At 62.7% G+C, this 16,764-nt stretch carries 14 protein-coding genes; 5 read left to right on the top strand and 9 right to left on the bottom strand.

Annotated elements, in window-relative coordinates; translation table 11 throughout:
* Positions 1-733: 733 nt before the first annotated feature.
* Positions 734-1,705 carry a LysR substrate-binding domain-containing protein gene (locus DIE04_RS08670; protein ID WP_124485204.1) on the bottom strand — a complete coding sequence of 324 codons (972 nt, stop codon included), beginning with the start codon at positions 1,703-1,705 and terminating at the stop codon, positions 734-736.
* A 136-nt stretch (positions 1,706-1,841) separates the two neighbouring features.
* On the opposite strand from DIE04_RS08670, the gene DIE04_RS08665 reads away from it, so the two are divergent.
* The 3 genes from DIE04_RS08665 to DIE04_RS08655 all read left to right on the top strand — a co-directional run bounded on the left by DIE04_RS08665 (position 1,842) and on the right by DIE04_RS08655 (position 5,831).
* On the top strand, positions 1,842-4,142 hold the full coding sequence (locus tag DIE04_RS08665) for an NADP-dependent malic enzyme (RefSeq protein ID WP_124521810.1): 2,301 nt from the start codon (positions 1,842-1,844) through the stop codon (positions 4,140-4,142).
* A 124-nt stretch (positions 4,143-4,266) separates the two neighbouring features.
* Positions 4,267-4,995 carry a transporter substrate-binding domain-containing protein gene (locus DIE04_RS08660; protein WP_124521556.1) on the top strand — a complete coding sequence of 243 codons (729 nt, stop codon included), beginning with the start codon at positions 4,267-4,269 and terminating at the stop codon, positions 4,993-4,995.
* 278 nt (positions 4,996-5,273) lie between these two features.
* On the top strand, positions 5,274-5,831 hold the full coding sequence (locus DIE04_RS08655; RefSeq protein WP_124521554.1) for a DUF6891 domain-containing protein: 558 nt from the start codon (positions 5,274-5,276) through the stop codon (positions 5,829-5,831).
* Positions 5,832-7,254: 1,423 nt separating this feature from the next.
* On the opposite strand, the gene DIE04_RS08650 is transcribed toward DIE04_RS08655, so the two are convergent.
* Positions 7,255-7,488 (bottom strand): hypothetical protein, encoded by a 234-nt coding sequence (locus DIE04_RS08650; protein WP_124521552.1) that lies wholly within the window; start codon positions 7,486-7,488, stop codon positions 7,255-7,257.
* 634 nt (positions 7,489-8,122) lie between these two features.
* Positions 8,123-8,431 carry a hypothetical protein gene (locus DIE04_RS08645; protein WP_124521550.1) on the bottom strand — a complete coding sequence of 103 codons (309 nt, stop codon included), beginning with the start codon at positions 8,429-8,431 and terminating at the stop codon, positions 8,123-8,125.
* A gap of 233 nt (positions 8,432-8,664) precedes the next feature.
* On the opposite strand from DIE04_RS08645, the gene DIE04_RS08640 reads away from it, so the two are divergent.
* Complete coding sequence (locus tag DIE04_RS08640; protein ID WP_124521548.1) at positions 8,665-9,330, top strand: HEAT repeat domain-containing protein; 666 nt, start codon at positions 8,665-8,667, stop codon at positions 9,328-9,330.
* Between the two features lie 145 nt (positions 9,331-9,475).
* Positions 9,476-10,483, top strand: coding sequence for a HEAT repeat domain-containing protein (locus tag DIE04_RS08635; RefSeq protein ID WP_124521546.1), 1,008 nt, complete (start codon positions 9,476-9,478; stop codon positions 10,481-10,483).
* 326 nt (positions 10,484-10,809) lie between these two features.
* Here the strand turns inward: DIE04_RS08635 and DIE04_RS08630 are convergent, their stop codons facing one another.
* Genes DIE04_RS08630 through DIE04_RS08605 form a run of 6 tightly spaced genes read right to left on the bottom strand, consistent with a single transcriptional unit; the run spans position 10,810 to position 16,764 of the window.
* On the bottom strand, positions 10,810-11,688 hold the full coding sequence (locus DIE04_RS08630; RefSeq protein ID WP_124521544.1) for an alpha/beta fold hydrolase: 879 nt from the start codon (positions 11,686-11,688) through the stop codon (positions 10,810-10,812).
* Positions 11,689-11,702: 14 nt separating this feature from the next.
* Positions 11,703-12,956 carry a 3-(3-hydroxy-phenyl)propionate transporter MhpT gene (gene mhpT / locus DIE04_RS08625; protein WP_124521542.1) on the bottom strand — a complete coding sequence of 418 codons (1,254 nt, stop codon included), beginning with the start codon at positions 12,954-12,956 and terminating at the stop codon, positions 11,703-11,705.
* Positions 12,957-13,014: 58 nt separating this feature from the next.
* The gene (gene dmpG / locus DIE04_RS08620) at positions 13,015-14,037 is read right to left on the bottom strand and encodes a 4-hydroxy-2-oxovalerate aldolase (RefSeq protein ID WP_311766323.1); all 1,023 of its coding nucleotides are present in this window, start codon (positions 14,035-14,037) and stop codon (positions 13,015-13,017) included.
* 15 nt (positions 14,038-14,052) lie between these two features.
* On the bottom strand, positions 14,053-15,000 hold the full coding sequence (locus DIE04_RS08615; RefSeq protein ID WP_124485186.1) for an acetaldehyde dehydrogenase (acetylating): 948 nt from the start codon (positions 14,998-15,000) through the stop codon (positions 14,053-14,055).
* Between the two features lie 17 nt (positions 15,001-15,017).
* Positions 15,018-15,806, bottom strand: a complete 789-nt coding sequence (mhpD, locus tag DIE04_RS08610) for a 2-keto-4-pentenoate hydratase (protein ID WP_124521538.1) — start codon at positions 15,804-15,806, stop codon at positions 15,018-15,020.
* Positions 15,807-15,810: 4 nt separating this feature from the next.
* Entirely contained in the window at positions 15,811-16,764 is a 954-nt protein-coding gene (locus tag DIE04_RS08605) for a 3-carboxyethylcatechol 2,3-dioxygenase (protein ID WP_124521537.1), read from the bottom strand.

The raw sequence follows: 16,764 nt of genomic DNA, 5'->3' as shown, positions 1-16,764 counted from the left end.
GCCGTACAGCGTCACGCTCGTCTGCGCGAACGCGGCCGCCGGTGCGGCGGCCACGATCAGCGATGCGAAATGTTTGAATGTGAGTCGCAAAATCAAGCTCGCCCCTCCACGTCTCGATCGCCCGCTGCATGCCTCGCGAGCGCGCACGTTGTGTCCGCAATCGATCGAAAAAACATCCGGGCCCTCGCCGCGCCAGGCGCGAGCAGGTTGCCCGACATCCCGATACCCTTCCTGCAAACGGCTGCTTGCCGATCGCACCGCACACGCCGGCGCATTATCGTTGGCCGGCAACCCATGCCGTCACGGCAGCGATGATGCAACGCACACCATACGAATCGACAAGCACGCGTCTGACGTTGATAATCCGCCGAACTGCGACGGAACAAGCGACAAAGACGATGGAATCGATACGGTACGCGGCCGCCGCGAGCCTTCCTTGTGGACCGGTTATGAGGGTAGGACAAGCGCCGCGCAATGAACAACCACTATTTGGAAATTCACCCATGCCGCTCGTTTCTTGATGACGAAATCGAGTCGTGCCAGCATCGGACTTGTCGCCTCTGTTGCCGGCCATGCGCCGTGACGCTCCAGTAATGGTTGACGACGCAGTTGACGATGACGATCCATGCAATTGCAACACGCCCGCCACAGCACGCCATGTGAATCGGCGGACGATGAAAAGCGGGAATGACGCGGTTGCCGGCCGCGCACGTACCGGCCGGCAACCGAAGGCTTATCGCGGCGCTTCGACGTAGGTTTCCCTGCAGATCTCGCGCAGCGCCTGCACGAGCACATCCCGCGTCGGCGCATGCGATTCGGCAGCGCGGGTAAACAGCGCGATGGGCGGCAACGTCCAGACCAGCGAGTAAGGCACGATCGCCACGCCGGCGATGCGCACCATTTCTTCCGCGATATCGGCCGGCACGATCGACACCGCGTCGTCGCTCGACGCGATCATTTCGCCGATCAGCTTCGACGAGTAGCTTTCGACGATCGGCACGGGCGGCGCGATGCCCGCCGACAGAAACAGGTCGGTCACCTGCTCCCGCATCGGCGTGTGGGGCGCGCCGAGAATCCAGTCCAGCGCGTGCAGCTTCTCCCAGTCGAGTTTCGTGCGGGCCAGTTTCGCGGCGAGCCGCCGGCTCGCGATCATGCGGGGCTGCTGCTGGTACAGGACTTCGAAGGAGACCTGCCCCAGATCGATCGCCGACGATGCCCGCCCGATCACGAGATCGACGCTGTGGTCCTTGAGCTGCAACAGCAGCTGATCGCTGGTGCCCTCGTGGATCGTCACGGTCAGGCGCCGTTCCATCCGGGACTGCAGGCGCTTGAGCGCCGCCGACAGCATCTGGCCCGAAATAAACGGAATCACGCCGATATGCAGGTGCGCCGCATGGCCGGCGGCAACCGCCTCCATCTCGCGGGCGAGATGGTCGAGATCCTTCAGCATCGCCTTGGCGCGCTCGAGCACGACCGAACCGAGCGCGGTCGGCCGCATCCCGCGCGACGAGCGCTCGAACAGCGGCGTGCCGAACATGCTTTCCAGCTCGGACAGCGCATTCGTCACGGCGGGCTGGCTGCTGGCCATGTGCTCCGCGACGCGCGTCAGCGATCCGTGCTGCTGGATCTGCAGCAACAGCATCAGGTGCCGCATCTTCAGGCGCGCGCCAAGCCGCCTGACCACGTCGTTCGCGTCGAATGTCATTGCCGTACCGCCACGCCATCATGAAAAAGTGATGGACCGATATTAAAACAGAATCATCTCCTTATGGCTGATCCCTAGAATCACCTCCATGGATCGCGTCGGGACTGGCCTGACGCGCACGCCCGGACCCGACAACATGAAACAGACAGAGACCCAGCAGCAGGCCGCGTACGACTATCACGAGTTTCCGACCCCGGGGAAGATCTCCGTCGTCGCCAGCAAGCCGCTCGTGACGCAGCGCGATCTCGCGCTCGCCTACACGCCCGGCGTCGCCAGCGTGTGCGAGTCGATCGCCGCCGAGCCGCTGAACGCGCACCGCTTCACGAGCCGCGGGAATCTGGTGGGCGTGATCACCAACGGCACCGCCGTGCTGGGTCTGGGCAACATCGGCGCGCTCGCGTCCAAGCCGGTCATGGAAGGCAAGGCCGTGCTGTTCAAGAAGTTCGCGGGGATCGACGTGTTCGACATCGAGATCAACGAAACCGACCCGGACAAGCTCGTCGACATCATCGCCGGGCTCGAGCCCACCTTCGGCGGGATCAACCTCGAGGACATCAAGGCGCCGGAGTGCTTCACCGTCGAGCGCAAGCTGCGCGAGCGCATGAAGATTCCCGTCTTTCACGACGACCAGCACGGCACCGCCATCACCGTCGCCGCCGCGTTCATCAACGGGCTGAAGGTGGTCGGGAAGTCGATCAAGGAAGTGAAGGTCGTGACGTCGGGTGCCGGCGCGGCGGCGCTGGCCTGCCTGGACCTGCTCGTCGACCTCGGGCTGCCGGTCGCGAACATCTGGGCGACGGATATCGAAGGCGTCGTCTATCGCGGCCGCACCACGCTGATGGATCCGGCCAAGGAACGCTTCGCGCAGGAAACCGATGCGCGCACGCTGTCCGAAGTAATCGGCGACGCGGACGTGTTCCTCGGGTTGTCGGTCGGCGGCATCCTGAAGCCGGAGATGCTGAAGGCGATGGCCGCGCGGCCGCTGATTCTCGCGCTCGCCAACCCGACGCCGGAGATCTTCCCCGAACTCGCGCACGCGACGCGCGACGACGTCGTGATCGCGACCGGCCGCTCGGATTTCCCGAACCAGGTCAATAACGTTCTCTGCTTCCCGTACATCTTCCGCGGCGCGCTGGATGTGGGCGCGACGACGATCACCCGCGAAATGGAAATCGCCGCGGTTCACGCGATCGCCGGCCTCGCGCAGGAAGAGCAGAACGACATCGTCGCCGCGGCCTACGGCGGCGATGAAGTGTCGTTCGGTCCGCAATACCTGATTCCGAAGCCGTTCGATCCGCGCCTGATCGTGCGTATCGCGCCGGCCGTCGCCAAGGCGGCGATCGAAGGCGGCGTGGCGACGCGCCCGCTCGCGGATCTCGACGCGTATGTCGAGCAGCTGCAGCAGTTCGTCTACCACTCGGGCGCGTTCATGAAGCCGCTGTTCGCGACCGCACGCCAGCTCGTGCGCGACGGCGGCAAGGCACGCATCGTGTTCACCGAAGGCGAGGACGAGCGCGTGCTCCGCGCGGTGCAGGTGATCGTCGACGAGAAGCTCGCGCGCCCGATCCTGGTCGGCCGGCCGGAGGTGCTGCTCGCGCGGATCGAGCGGTTCGGCCTGCGCCTGCGTCTCGGTCAGGACGTCGAGGTGACCAATCCGGAATACGACGAGCGCTTCCCGCAATACTGGACCACGTATTGGGAACTGCGCTGCCGCGACGGCATCTCGAAGGAAATGGCGCGCGTCGAAATGCGCCGGCGCCTGACGCTGATCGGCGCGATGATGGTGCGGCTCGGCGATGCGGACGGGATGATCTGCGGGACGGTCGGCGAGTATCACAACCACCTGCGCTTCGTCGATGAAGTGATCGGCAAGAAGCCCGATGCATCGACCTACGCGGCGATGAATATTCTGCTGCTCAATCAGCGGACGGTCGCGCTCGTGGATACGCACGTGAACGACAACCCGGATGCCGAGCAGATCGCGGAATTCACGATCGCGGCCGCGCGGCAGATGGAGTGGCTGAACCTCACGCCGAAGGCTGCGCTGCTGTCGCGGTCGAACTTCGGGTCGGGCAGCGCGGCGTCGGGCGTGAAGATGCGCAAGGCGCTCGAGATCATCCGCGCGCACGCGCCGGATATCGAAGCCGATGGCGAGATGCATGGCGACTGCGCGCTCGATGAGGCGCTGCGTGCGCGGCTGCTGCCGATGTCGCCGCTGAAGGGCGCGGCGAACCTGCTCGTGTGCCCGAACGTCGATGCGGGGAACATCGCTTACAACCTGCTCAAGACGGAAGCCGGCAGCAACGTCGCGGTCGGGCCGTTCCTGCTGGGGGTCAATGCGCCGGTGAACATCCTCACGTCGAGCGCGACCGTGCGACGGATCGTGAACATGACGGCGTTGACCGTGATCGAAGCGAATCGGAACGTGGCGGGTTGAGTTTGGCCCAGGTAGTCGCATGATCGGGGCCGGCTGCGGCCGGCCCTGTCCTGCGAGCGAAGTATTAGAATCGTCGGCAATCGGCTGCCGATTCGGCGGCCGTCCCTGCTCGCGAGAAGACGCGATGAAGGTAACGATTGCATACCTCGACGAACCGCCATTTGGATGGACGGAACCGGATGGCACGGCAACCGGTGCCGACCTCGATCTCGCCGGCGAGATCCTTCGGGCGATCGGTGTCACGCGGATCGAACCTCACCTGACGACGTTCAGTGAACTGCTGCCCGGTGTCGCCGCAGGCCGCTGGGACATGAACGTTCCGCTCTTCGTTACGCCGGAACGCGCCGCCATGGTCGCGTTCAGCGTACCCGTGTGGGGAATCGCGGACGGCTTTCTCGTTCGTGCCGGAAACCCGAAGCAACTGACCGGCTATGCGTCGCTTGCCGCGCGTCCCGATGCACGTCTTGGCATCATAACCGGACAGGTACAGCACGACTCGGCGAAAGCCGCGGGCGTGAGCGAGCATCAGATCACCCTGTTCGACCGGCAAGCCGATGCAATCGACGCGGTGCGCGCCGGCGCGGTCGACGCGTACGCCAGTACTGCGCTCGGACTTCGGATCGTGGCGAAGCGGATGGGCGGCGCATTGCTCGAGGCCGTCGCGCACGAACCGGTAGCGGACCGGATACACCGCCTGCCGCCGTTGGGTGCCTTCTCGTTCAATCGACAAAACAGCGCGTTGCTCGATGCAGTCAACCGGCAGCTGCGCTCGTATCTGGGCTCGCCGGAGCATCGCGCGCGCATGGCGGGATTCGGATTGAGCAGTGCCGAAATCGATCCTGCCCTCCGCTGAAACGGTGCCGCGACGATGAGCACCGGCAACTGGAGAAAGCGCATTCGACATGGTGATGCTGGAAGCTGCGCATCGCGCACGCTTGTGCTGGTGCTAGTGCTCGCGAAAACGGGCGGCGCCGCTGGCGCGCGTCGAGACGCCGAACCGTTTTCCGGAGGGATGTTCGCCGCTCGACACGGTTTCAATACGCCGGTGCGAACTGTCGAGCAGGACTGTCGCTGACGGGTAACGGCCGGCAGCGGCGTTGAACGTCGAAGACGACACCTGGAGGCCATGACGTGACGGACACCGAAAAATACGTGATGGAGTGCATCACCAAATGGGTGTGGTCGGGCTTTAACGACCCCGATGATGTGCGGGAAATGATGGAGGACATCCTGGAGCCGGACTGCGACGCGGATCGGCTGGAAGGTTTCATCGAGTCGGAATTCGAACGCAAGGCTGCGGCAGAACGGTCCTGGCCTCGGGAGACGGATTGCGATCGGCTGGACCGCGTGTTCGATGAACTGGACGACGACGGCATCTGCGCGCTGTCGAACGCCGGATACACGATGTCGGATGGCCACTCGGACGTTTCGGAAGCCGTGCAGGACGCGCCGCAAGGGCGCTATCACGGGTACTGCTTTTATCACGGACAGGATGTCGAAAGAGCGCTGGATGGACACGGCCTCACGCTCGCCTTCGGCGACCTCGCCGGCGACGACGCGCGCGGTTCGGTAGTGGGCCGCCAGGTCGCGGAAGCGCTTGCGCGGGCCGGGTTCGAAACGTCCTGGAACGGGTCTGTCGCCAGTCGTATCGAGCTTCCATCGTTCGACTGGAAAAGACGTCATCGGTAGCATCGGGTGTATAGGCCGGGATCTGACTGGTCGGTCAACGTCAGATTGGGTCTCGGATAATACGATCGTTCGTCGCCAATGGTGGTGATCGACCCACAGCTGACTGTCATGGCAATCCATAGCGGACATAGACAGTGGCGCACCGGGGCTGCCTGCAATCCCGGCTCGGAAAACTAACGAGGTGGCGGCCAGTGCCATCATAGAACTCGCCGATCGTCTCATGCATAATTGGCAAGGTGCTGCGCGCGCCGCTCGCATCGGTCGGTCGTCGAGACGAAAGGGTGATTTTATGAAATTCTGGAGACAGTGCGAGGCAATTGTTCTTGCAATTTCGGTAATATCATTTTGTTCGGCAATCTACTTGTCTTATGACTTTGTCAATTCGCGCTCGAAGGTGCCTGATCCTTCCCAAGGCAGAGTCTATATGCATGACGTCCATGGCCAGATCGCCTACCTTAATAAGAATGAATTCCGCTCCTTGAATGGCTTGTTCTGGATAGCCGGCATTAGTTTAATAATTGGCATTGCTATTGATAGATCCAAGCGCCCCTTTCAGTAACGAGCTTTGGGTCATTTCGCATGTTTGAGTCTAGACAGATCCAGCGAGAATCCCGGCTCATGAAGTGCGCTGACTGCCGACGATGACGTGAGGGGGCGACCGTCCCTTCATGGCTGAACCCGGGCCGACGACCATCGCCTCAGGCCGACCCGCAAGGGACGTTCCGAGTTCTCCGAAGCGGACGTCTGCCGAGATTTATTGGGACTCTAGGGACGATGACCACTTAATTGGTGCCAGGGTTATCCTTTCTACTCCGAGGATTCCGCAGCGCAATAAATAGACCAACTCCGACGACGATACCGAACATCCAACTTAGCATGTGTAACGCATTGGCGGCCCGTAAGATATATGAGACACGGGCCACGCCAAGCATTCCACCACCCGACAATACTATTATCAGTATCCGTATTGCCCACCATAGCGGGGACCGATTTAACCAACTCTCATCCCGGTGCGCCCCCACAAAAGAGATTGTGGTCAGGCTCACAAAAACGGTGGAGAACCATACCCAACACCAGAAAAATGCTAGCAATATAGAATCACCAGGAGCGTACATAGGGACTCTCGGTTGTCTGCGGCTCAGCGCCTATTAGAAAATCCGCCTAGCGTTGTGGCATTCACTTCGTAGTCGGTTGCGATTGTAATGCCACAGTTTATAACGCACAGATTGTTGACGATCTACCAGGTGCCGTTGAACGGCCCTTCTTGGCCGACACCTGCCCGACGCGATCGGCCGCCCCCGACCCGAAGCAGCCGCTATCACTTGCCGAAAGCCGACATTCGTCGTGTCAGTCGGTCTCGCATTGTTGACGATTGCGGATTTTGCGTTGCTGCTCGATGGCGGCAACACCGCCGCGGGTACCATTATTTTCCGTATTCCGCGACAAGTGTGTAGATCAGATCTTCAAATCCTTCGACACTTTCATCGCCGCAGAAGCAGCAAACATCCATTCGCCCATCGTCAAAAACATCGACCTCAACGCGCATTCCTACGAGCGTTACCGAAACCAATATGGCGTCACTGCGATGTCGCGAAAGTGCGTAATAAAGTCGTTTGGCATCCAGTGTTTCGAGCAGTTTGTATACAGGATGACCCATGACTCCTCAAAACTTTTCTTCCAATAACTTTGATGCAGCTTTCAAACATCTATTTTAGACGAAGCTCGGAACTGGCCCGTAGACTGAGGGGCATCACGGACAGTTACTCTTGCTGCAAATGTGTCTCGCTTCGGGCGCATCGACGCAGCCTCCGGATATGTCGCACTTTGGTTTCTAAAATTTATCGCTATTAATCTGGCCCCTCCTTTTCATATTTCTCGTACGGCACAAATAACCGCTCAACCATATCCACACCCGGACTAAATGCCGCACCGACGAGAATCAAGATGATCTGCAGCATAAGATTTAGGTGCCCCCATATCAAATACAAACCCACGCCAAAAGAAACCCATGTCAACAGAAACACAAGACACCGGAGGCGATGTCTCCGATACTGAGATCTTGACAATTTCGGCGGCGTCGGCCACGAGTCACGGAAGATCTTCAACATCATTCTTCCCCTCTATCATTAATTCCCAAGCGACGGATAAATCACCCACGGGCTAACCATAGAGCCAACCCATACCCCGGTTGCAAACGATCAACTTATCAGAGCACCGACTGTGAGGCTGGTCATGGCCGATTCGGGAAGCTGATCGGGACCGCCATCGAACTGAGACTTCCGTCGAATGGATCAAGTTTGTCGATGCCGAACCCCATAAATCTCGGTCTTCCAGTCGAGCAGCAATTCCGCGACGCGTCTGGAATGTCCTGGATTCGTGCCCAGACCCATGCTCTCAGTCGCAACATTGTCGAGGTATGCTGCAATGGACGACGCGTCCAATCCCTCCTGCAACATGGCGAAAACCTTGGGCAGATACCCTTGATATTCGTCGCGTGCCGCGGGGCTGGATGCGACGCCGATTGGGTCCCATACGTAGTACAGAACCTCATCCAATCTCCTGTAAAGCGCTAACTCGGTATCGGCCAATTTTTGCCCCATCGCACCTTTCCTCCTGCCCGCGCCAAGCCATCGATGGACCGGCACAGCAATTGTCAATGATCTAGCCGTCGACGTCGACCGACTGCTCATGGCCACCCGCCGCCCCCTCACCCGCGGAGGAAGCGATGATCGGCCCCACGAACGGCAGTCTGGGCGTGCAATTCGCCCCTCGTCCGAAAACACTTGACCTTGTCACAGTGACAAGGCGTCCACTGTCGGGCGAGGAGGCGTTCATGACCCATCACTATCCCCCGACTTCCCGTCACGCACTGACCACGGCACTCGAGCATCCGGACGCTTCGCTCCGCCTTGCGGCTGCGCTGGGTGCCGGCACGGCTCCCGATCCAGGCCAGATCACGCTACTGGTGAAGCGTTGCGGTGTCGAACCGGATTTCTTCGTTCGCGACATGCTCACCTGGGCGCTCACCCGGCATGCGCAGGACCTGACATTGCCATTGCTGCTTGACGAGCTGCGCTCGCCGTTGGCGCAAGCGCGTAGCCAGGCGCTGCATACGCTCTCGAAGATCGGCGACCCCGCAACCTGGTCAGCGATCACGAGCGGGCACCTACATGACCCCGATCCGGAGGTGGCACGAACTGCGTGGCGCACCGCGGCGGGGCTGGTGCCGACCTGGCGACGAGCCGCCCTGGCACGCGAACTGGTTCGCGAGCTGGGCCGCGGCGACAAGGACCTCAAGCGCAGTCTGAGCCGGGCCTTACTCATGCTTGGAGACGACGCCATGGCCCCGCTCGATGCGGCGGCCCGACACACGAACCCGGCGGTTCGCGTTCATGCCTGCGCGAGCCTCAGGCTCATTGCGGACCCGGAGAGTGCGTTTGTGCTCGATCCAGCCGATGCGTGGCGCGCAAGTGCACCGTTGCCCTACGCCGATGAATAGGCGGGTTGACGGCGATCGATGTGATGAGCCACGTTTTGGCCGAGGTGATGGAAGCCGTTGGCGGTTTGTTAGAATTTTCGAGGCTCGATGGGAGCCAAGGCCGAGACACGACGCGGCGTGAACCAGATGACACCGGAGACAAGTGATGCGCATCAGCGAGTTGGCCAATCGTTCCGGCGTCAGCGCGCGCATGCTGCGGCACTACGACGCGATCGGACTGGTCAGCCCATCGGGACGTACGGAAGCGGGATACCGCGAGTATTCGCAAGCCGATGCCTTGCGCCTGTTCCAGGTGGAGAGCCTGCGTTCGCTGGGCCTTGGGCTGGCCGAGGTGCGTCAGGCGCTCAGCCAACAGGCGCCTCACCCCGATGTGCTCATTGACGCGCTGATGGTTCGCAGCCGCGAGCGGCTGGCCGCAGAGCAAGCGTTGCTTTGCCGGCTGACTTCTGTGTCCGCCACCTCTCCCGAGGATTGGTCAGCAGTGCTTGAGGTCGTGCATCTGTTGAAAGGACTGGAGTCGACGCATGCGCCTGAGAGACAGCGTGCTGCGTTTGACGCGGCGTCCAGCGATGCCCCGCTTGCAGCACTCATCGCCCACGCACTGCTCCAGGAACAGGAGCCGAATGTCGCAGGTGCGCTGCACTGGGCGCTGGGAAGAACCGTAGGCAGCGGCGCCAGCGTACTTGGCGCGGCGCTTCAACAGCCCGATCCGGCAGTACGCGAACGGGCCGTGCTCGCGCTGGCGAAACTCGGCGGTTCCGATGCGGTGGAGACCTTGCGTGGCTCGCTCCTCGACCCCGCGGAGCGCGTGCGGTATCGCGCCGCGCGGGTGCTGGGCGGATGGGGGATACGCGACGCCATTCCCCTGCTGATCGAGCAGGTCCTTGGCGGGACTCACGATGTCGAGGCGGCCGATGCGTTAGCCGATTTGGCGGAAGACCCCGCGATCGCAAGGCAAATTGTGGAGCGCTTTGAAGCAGCGATCTCGGACGGTCGAGCCGATGTCCAGACCCGTGTACGTGTTTGTCAGGCGCTCGCCGAATTCAATGGCACGGCGTCGGCCCTGCTTGCCCGGCTGGCCACCGATCCCGACCCGTCCGTGGCGCGCAATGCGCGTTACGTGATCGGTATTCGCAACGACGCGCCAACGTAGTCGAGTTTGAGTTTGATAGTCGGCCTCTTCCTTGGAGGCGAATGCCCTCGTTTCCTGTCTCTCCCGGATCTGTCGGCGGGGAAATAGTCTGCTCGCTTGCTCGGCAGCAGACGTGCGCTTGTCCGGGAGGGTCTCATATCAGGAGCGGCCGGAGATAGCCGAGAAGCCAGCATTTCGACTTCAGACGCCAAATGTCAGCTGGTGGCCGGCTAACGCCGCACGCGGTCGACCGTCACCGACCCATCTCGGTCGTACGACGCCGGTGCCCGTCGACGGCCGCTTTCGAAGCACAGAAGCCGCCCGACGGAGGGATCGCGGAAAGCAGACTAAACGGCTTGTTGTTGGCGCAGGAACTCCAGCACCATCCGGTTGAATCGCTCCGCGTGCTCCCATTGCGCCCAGTGCCCGCAGCGCCCGAACACATGCAGATCGGCGTTCGGCATACCCCAAACGAGCCGCAGGCCGACATCCATCGGCACGAAACGGTCATCGCGCCCCCAAATCACGAGCGCGGGCGCCTTGATTTCGTTCAGCCGGTGACCGTAGTCTGGAAATTGCTTCGGATTGGCCGCCAGACTCTTCACGAAGTTCTCGAGATGATCGCGCCGCGCCAGCATATTATCGAGCCGCGTCTGCATCAGCTCTTCCGTCATCGTGCTCGCATCGTAGACGAACACATTGAGCATCTTCTTCAGGTTCTCGAGCGTAGGGTTGCGATACAGCCCTTGCAGCAGCTTGATGCCTTCGGTCGGCATCGGCACAAACTGGCTCGGACCGCCCGTGCCGCCGCCCATCAGCACCAGCTTGCCGACGCGCTCCGGATACGACAACGCGAAGGCCACCGCGCTATGCCCGCCCATCGAGTTGCCGACGAGATGCGCGCGTTCGATGCCGAGCGTATCCAGCACGCCTTTCAGCACGCGCGCGTTGAGGTCGGAGCGCGAGCCGGTGCAGACGATCGAATCGCTCTTGCCCCAGCCGGGACAGTCGACGAGGATCACGCGATAACCCGCGTTCGCGAACGCGTCCACATTGCGATGGAAGTTCGCCCAGCCGCTCGCGCCCGGGCCGGAGCCGTGCAGCAGAACGAGCGTTTCCTTGCCCGCGCCGGTGTCGTTGTAGTGCACGCGCAGTTCCGTGCCGCCTTCCACCACGTTCACGTACTTGCTGGTCGCGGCTTCGCTATGAGTCACAGTGTCAGTCATGTCGAGATCCTTCGTCAGATTGATTCGGTTCCAAACGTGCGCGAGCCGTCGGCCGACTCGCGCGGAAATTTCCCGACCACCGCGAGCGCGCCGAGCGCCGCGATCACGATGAGCGGAATGCTGGAGATCACGAGCATCGACGCGCTCTGGCCGAGCGCAAACAGTTGCCCGGCGATCAGCGGGCCTACCATCGAGCCGACGCGGCCGACGGCCACCGCCGCGCCGACGCCCGTGCCTCGAACCCGCGTCGGATACGTTGCACCGGCGAGCGCGTACAGCACTGACTGCGTGCCGACGAGAAACAGGCCCGCCAGCAGGCCGCCCAATGCCATCGACGTGCTGCCGTTCGCGCTGGCGAGCGCAAGCAACGCAGTCGCGATGCCGGTATACATGCCGACCACGACCACCCGCTTGCCGATGCGATCCATCAGGCCGGCGATCACGATCGCACCGACGCCGCCGCCGATGTTGAACATCATCTGCACGATGCTTGCCTGTACCGGCGTGAGGCCGCGCGAGAGCACCATCGACGGCAACCAGTTCATCAAGAAGTACAGCACGATCAGCGTCCCCAGATAGCTGATCCACAGCGCGATGGTCGTCACCGCACGCCCGTCACTGAAGAGCGCGCGCACGATGCCGTCCTTCGACTCATGGGTCGCACCCTGGCCAGCCGCGACGAAGTGCGTCGACTCCTTAATGAAAAGCGCCAGCAGCGGCAAGGTCAGCAGCGGGCCGATCCCGCCGACATAGAAGATATGCCGCCAGGCCTCGACGCTCGGGCTGACGATGCCGATTACCGCCGCGAGCGCCGCTCCGAAGGGCATGCCGCAGTACATCGCGCCGACCGCCGTGCTGCGTTGTCCGGGCGCCGCCGCCTCCGCACACAGCGCGATCAGGTTCGGCATCGCAGCGCCGAGACCGAGGCCCGTGAGAAAGCGCGCGACGAGCAGGCTCTGCAGATCCCACACCTGGGTCGTTGCGATCGAGAATATCCCGAACAGTGCGACCGACATCATCAGCACGCGCTTGCGGCCGATGCGATCCGCGAGCCTGCCGCCAATCGCCGCGCCCGGCAACAGACCGAGCGCGCCGATGCCGAATGCCCAGCCGAGCTGCGCGGCAGCGAGATGAAACTCGCGTGCCATGCGCGGTGCGGCGATGCCGGTGGATTGCAGATCGAGCCCTTCGAGGAGCGCGACTGCGAAGCACAGGCCGATGGTGATGGCGCCGCCGGCGCGCGGGGGGGAAGCCGTTGACGTTTTCATTGATGTCTCCAGGTTGAACGATGCAGCGCTCTTCATGGCGCGTGGCATACCGAATGGTTCAGGCGCGTGCTTCGCGCTTCTTCAGATCGAGCGCGACGTCGACGATCATGTCTTCCTGACCGCCCACCATGCGTCGCTTGCCGAGCTCGACGAGAATGTCGACGGCTTTCAGGCCGTACTTCTTCGCCGCGATTTCAGAATGCCGCAGGAAGCTCGAATACACGCCCGCATAGCCGAGCGCGAGCGTTTCGCGGTCCACCCGCACCGGTCGGTCCTGCAACGGGCGGACGATATCGTCGGCCGCATCGAGCAGGCGATAGAGATCGGTGCCGTGATGCCAGCCAAGGCGCTCGGCCGCCGCGATGAACACTTCGAGCGGGGCATTGCCCGCTCCCGCACCCATGCCCGCCAGGCTCGCATCGATGCGGTCGCACCCCTCCTCGACCGCAACGATCGAGTTGGCCACGCCGAGGCTCAGGTTGTGATGGGCATGCATGCCCGTGTGGGTCTCGGGGCGAAGGACGGCCTTGAGCGCCCTGAAGCGCGCACGGATGTCGTTCATGTTCATCGCGCCGCCGGAATCGACCACGTACACGCAGGTCGCGCCGTAGCTTTCCATCTTCTTCGCCTCGATAGCGAGGTGGTCGGGCGCGGTCATGTGGCTCATCATCAGAAAGCCGACGGTATCCATGCCGAGGCTGCGCGCATATTCGATGTGCTGCTTGGAAATGTCCGCTTCCGTGCAATGGGTCGCGACACGTACGACACGCGCGCCCGCGTCGTACGCGGCCTTCAGGTCGTGAATCGTGCCGATGCCGGGCAGCAGCAGCGTCGCGATTTTCGCGTGCTTCACCACATCGGCTACCGCCTCGATCCATTCCAGATCACTGTGGGCGCCGAAGCCGTAGTTGAAGCTCGAACCCTGCAGGCCGTCGCCATGTGCGACCTCGATGCTGTCGACCTTCGCTTCATCCAGCGCGCGGGCAATGTCCTGCACGTTCTGAATCGAATACTGATGACGGATCGCGTGCATGCCGTCGCGCAGCGTCACATCGGAGATATAGAGTTTTTTGTCCATGATCGAGTGCTCCTTGCTTCAGGCGTTCACGAGCGACGCAGCCATGCGTTCGGCCGTTGCCAGCGCGGCGGAAGTCATGATGTCGAGATTGCCCGCGTAGGCCGGCAGATAATGGGCCGCGCCTTCCACTTCGATGAAGATCGAGGTCTTCAGTCCGCTGAAACGGCCGAGTCCGGGAATATGCAACGGCGCAGCGGAGGGGATGTCGTCGAACTGCACGGATTGCTTCAGGCGATAGCCGGGCACATAGGCCTGGACCGCCGCGGCCATCTGATCGACGGACGTTTCGATCAGCGTCCGGTCTGCCGCTTCGGACAGCACATAGACCGTGTCGCGCATCATGAGCGGAGGCTCGGCCGGGTTGAGCACGATGATCGCCTTGCCCTTGCCGGCACCGCCGACCGCTTCGATCGCCTTCGACGTCGTCTCGGTGAACTCGTCGATGTTGGCGCGCGTGCCAGGTCCCGCCGACTTGCTGCTGATCGACGCGACGATCTCCGCGTAATGCACCTTCGCGACCCGCGACACTGCCGCGACCATCGGGATCGTCGCCTGTCCGCCGCACGTGACCATGTTCACGTTCGGCGCATCGAGTTGCGCGTCGAGGTTCACCACCGGCACGCAGTACGGGCCGATGGCAGCGGGCGTCAGATCGATCATGCGGATGCCTGGCTTGAGCGTGCGCAGGAACGCGTCGTTCGCCACATGTGCGCCGGCAGACGTCGCATCGAAAACGAAGTCGATCTGGTCGAACACGGGCAGGCGCGCAAGCCCTTCCACGCCGTCATGCGTCGTCGCCACGCCGAGCTTCGCCGCGCGCGCGAGACCGTCCGAGGCCGGATCGATGCCGACCATCGCCGCGACCTCGAGATGCCGGCTGCGACGCATGATCTTTATCATCAGGTCGGTGCCGATGTTGCCCGATCCGATGATCGCGGCTTTGCACTTGGTGTTGTCTGCTGCCATGGAAATGTCTCCGTCCGTCATTCGCTGAAACTGGCGCGCACACCGCCGAGCCCTTCGATGTGTGCCGTATAAGTGCCGGCCGCGTTCACCGCGACCATCGGGCCGAGCGCACCCGTCAGCACGATGTCGCCGGCGCGCAGCGGCGTGCCGAGTCGAACCATCCGATCCGCGAGCCACGCAGCCGCATTCAGTGGATTGCCGAGGCACGCACTTCCATTGCCGCGTGAAAGCACTTCGCCGTCCTGCGTGAGCGTCATGGCACACGCGCTCAGCTCGATATCGCGCAGCAGCACCGGCCGGCTACCGAGCACGAACAGCGCGCTCGACGCGTTGTCCGCGACGGTGTCGAAAAACCGGATATCCCAGTCGCGAATGCGACTGTCGACGACCTCGATCGCGGCCACCGCATACGCGGTCGCCGAGATCAGATCCGCGAAGGTGTGTTTCTCGGCGGTCAGGTCGCGTTCGAGCACGAGTGCGATCTCCGCTTCGACCTTCGGCTGAATCAACGATGCGAGCGGCATCGGCTGGCTGTCGCCGTAAGCCATCGACGCGAACAACGCGCCGAAGTCGGGCTGATCGACGCCGAGTTGCTTCTGCACCGCGGGCGAAGTCAGGCCGATCTTCCTGCCGACGATGCGCTCGCCGTTCGCCGCGCGCAAGTCGTTGTTGATTTGCTGGATCGCGTACGCGAGTGCCGGATCGCCTTCGGGACACGTATCGCGCAGTGGCGCGATCGTCCGACGCAAGGACTGCGCCTCACGCAGGCGCGCGGCCATCGAAAGAATGTTGCTGTCATCCGACATGGTTCTATCTCCTGGAAAGAGTCCGTTCTCGCGCGTGCATCGCGCCGAAGCCCGCGATCCATTCCGGAATCGCACGGTAGTAATCGATCGATGCCTCGTAACGACCGCTCGCCGCAAGCGCACCGAATGCCGCAACCCACGTGCGGATCTCATGTGCGGACTTGCCTGCCTCACGCGTGATCGCTTCGTTCATGAAGCCATCGGCGGCGGTGAGTTCACCGCGTTCGAGCAGTTCGAGAAATTTCTGGTCCCATGCGGGATTGAGCGGATGCAGCCGGCTGTCACCCGCCGCGAATGCCTTGGCCGCCGCGACGGTGCGCGACTGCCGCGCATTGCGCGACTCCGGCGACGGGTTGCGCCCCGCGATCAACCGTTCCGCGACGACATCGTCCGCGCCCGAGATTTCCGGCACCGGCGGCTCATGCGAAATACCGCCCGAGCCGATCAGCAACACGCGCCGCGGCATGCGCGCGACGGCACGGCCGATCGCATCGCCGAGCAGCCGGGCGCGGCGGCACGACGCCATCGGCGGCGCAACCGAGTTGATGAAAACGGGCACCACTGGATAACGGTCGATGCCACCGGTGAGTACCTCGAGCGCCTGCGCGCAGCCGTGATCGACCTGCATGCGATACGAAACGGCTACGTCGATATCGCTCGCGAGTGCGGCATCGGCGAGCGCGAGCGCCACATCGCGCGCGACGGGCAACGGGCCGGCCGCGCTGCCGAAATCGCCGATGGCCGTCGCACTCACGCCGATGCAGAACTGCGGCATCACGTCGTAGAAAAATCCGTTGTAGTGGTCCGGCGCGAACACGATCACCAGCTCCGGATCGAACGCATCGACCCGCTCGCGCGCCGCGCGCTGCACCAGTTCGACTTCCGCGACGACTTCCGGACTGGGGTCGAAATACCCGTGCAAGGGCGTGTGCGACATGCATTCGAGATGAATCGGCAT

It is taken from the genome of Burkholderia sp. Bp8994 (assembly GCF_003853805.1).
Taxonomy (GTDB): Bacteria; Pseudomonadota; Gammaproteobacteria; order Burkholderiales; family Burkholderiaceae; genus Burkholderia.
The sequence above is the reverse complement of the archived record's forward strand: the minus strand, read 5'-3'. Positions and strand labels throughout refer to the sequence as shown.

Excerpts from the sequence above, each read along its gene's own strand:
- DIE04_RS08670 (WP_124485204.1), bottom strand. The coding sequence starts at position 1,705 with ATGACATTCGACGCGAACGACGTGGTCAGGCGGCTTGGCGCGCGCCTG.
- DIE04_RS08665 (WP_124521810.1), top strand. The coding sequence starts at position 1,842 with ATGAAACAGACAGAGACCCAGCAGCAGGCCGCGTACGACTATCACGAG.
- DIE04_RS08660 (WP_124521556.1), top strand. The coding sequence starts at position 4,267 with ATGAAGGTAACGATTGCATACCTCGACGAACCGCCATTTGGATGGACG.
- DIE04_RS08650 (WP_124521552.1), bottom strand. The coding sequence starts at position 7,488 with ATGGGTCATCCTGTATACAAACTGCTCGAAACACTGGATGCCAAACGA.
- DIE04_RS08645 (WP_124521550.1), bottom strand. The coding sequence starts at position 8,431 with ATGGGGCAAAAATTGGCCGATACCGAGTTAGCGCTTTACAGGAGATTG.
- DIE04_RS08640 (WP_124521548.1), top strand. The coding sequence starts at position 8,665 with ATGACCCATCACTATCCCCCGACTTCCCGTCACGCACTGACCACGGCA.
- DIE04_RS08635 (WP_124521546.1), top strand. The coding sequence starts at position 9,476 with ATGCGCATCAGCGAGTTGGCCAATCGTTCCGGCGTCAGCGCGCGCATG.
- DIE04_RS08630 (WP_124521544.1), bottom strand. The coding sequence starts at position 11,688 with ATGACTGACACTGTGACTCATAGCGAAGCCGCGACCAGCAAGTACGTG.
- mhpT (WP_124521542.1), bottom strand. The coding sequence starts at position 12,956 with ATGAAAACGTCAACGGCTTCCCCCCCGCGCGCCGGCGGCGCCATCACC.
- DIE04_RS08615 (WP_124485186.1), bottom strand. The coding sequence starts at position 15,000 with ATGGCAGCAGACAACACCAAGTGCAAAGCCGCGATCATCGGATCGGGC.
- mhpD (WP_124521538.1), bottom strand. The coding sequence starts at position 15,806 with ATGTCGGATGACAGCAACATTCTTTCGATGGCCGCGCGCCTGCGTGAG.
- DIE04_RS08605 (WP_124521537.1), bottom strand. The coding sequence starts at position 16,764 with ATGCCGATTCATCTCGAATGCATGTCGCACACGCCCTTGCACGGGTAT.